This window comes from Pectobacterium sp. 1950-15 (assembly GCF_037136835.1).
Lineage (GTDB): Bacteria > Pseudomonadota > Gammaproteobacteria > Enterobacterales > Enterobacteriaceae > Pectobacterium.
In genome coordinates this window covers 1-1,377 of record NZ_JBBBQR010000036.1, presented here as the reverse complement: position 1 = coordinate 1,377, position 1,377 = coordinate 1, and the positions used below count along the sequence as shown (strand labels likewise).

The 1,377-nt window shown below is 53.3% G+C and carries 1 protein-coding gene; it reads left to right on the top strand.

Going from position 1 to position 1,377, the window contains the following annotated elements; translation table 11 throughout:
* The first annotated feature begins 83 nt into the window (after positions 1-83).
* Entirely contained in the window at positions 84-1,103 is a 1,020-nt protein-coding gene (locus WCT94_RS20640) for an IS110 family transposase (RefSeq protein ID WP_336871582.1), read from the top strand.
* Positions 1,104-1,377: the final 274 nt, after the last annotated feature.

Genomic DNA, 1,377 nt, shown 5'->3' with positions numbered 1-1,377 from the left:
GGATAATGAGATGGACGCTCCATCTTAACGGCATCAGATGTGCCAGAGTATGAGTGTCAAATCTCAAAAGAAGGAGCGTCCAAATGCAAGTATCTACCCTTGGTATCGATCTGGCAAAAAACGTTTTCGTTCTTCATGGTGTCGATCACACCGGCCAGACCGTGCTGAAAAAGAAACTCTCGCGGGCAAAGTTTGCTGAGTTCGTTATCCGTCTCGAACCCTGTCTTATTGGGATGGAGGCGTGTTCATCCAGCCACCATTTTGCCCGCATGTTTATCCGCCACGGCCATCAGGTCAGGCTGATGCCACCGCAGTACGTCAAGCCTTACGTCAAAACCAACAAGACCGATGCGACGGATGCGGAAGCCATCTGCGAAGCTGTTACTCGGCCCAATATGCGTTTTGTTCAGGTCAAAACCGTTGACCAGCAGGCTGTGCTCGCCCTTCATACGGAGCGGGATATCATTATCCGGGAACGGGTCGCCTGTACGAACAGCCTGCGGGCCATGCTGAGCGAGTTTGGTTTTGTGATGGCAACGGGCAGAAAAGCGCTGAAGCAGGGCGTTCCAGAAATTCTTGAAGACGGAGAAAATGAGTTATCCCCGTTCGTTCGTGCCAGCGCATTACGGCAGATGGCGCATATTGATGCGCTGGATGACCATCTGGTGCTGATCGAACAACAACTGCAGTCATGGGCTGAAACACAGGCAGCCTGTAAACGCATGACAAAAGTGCCCGGCGTCGGACTGCTGACAGCGACGTATCTGGTCGCGTCAGTGGGTGACGGAAAGCAGTTCAGCTGTGCAAAACAGTTCTCAGCCTGGATGGGGTTAACGCCGCGTGAACATTCCAGCGGAGGCAAACAGCATCTGGGGCGGATAAGCAAACGGGGCGATGGTTACTTCCGTTATCTTCTGGTTCACGGAGCCCGTGCAGTCGCTTCCGTGATTGAGCGACACCGGGAAGACATGCGGTGGCTCGACGGACTGCTGAAACGCAAAAATTACAATGTCGCGGTAGTGGCACAGGCGAGTAAAACAGCGCGGATACTGTGGTCGATGCTGGTCCATGAAACAGAATATCGTCCCCCTGCGGGGGCCTGAGCACCGCTCAGTCCTCGCAGGGGTTCAGAAAGGGTAAAACGCAGTCCGGAATTGCAGGTGTAATCAAAAAGATGGCAAAACAGGTAAGACCGCAGGTGAGGTAAACCGGTTCGCCGATGGGCACGATAGCCCGTAGTGGATGCTTGGTTCTCACCTGGCGGATTTCATCATGGTTCGGGGCGCAGAAGCCCCATAAGAAACCGGATATATGCCTGCAGTTACCGATTTTACATCTTGCTGAAAAATGCCTTGTTCAACCGGGAGCGTCCATATA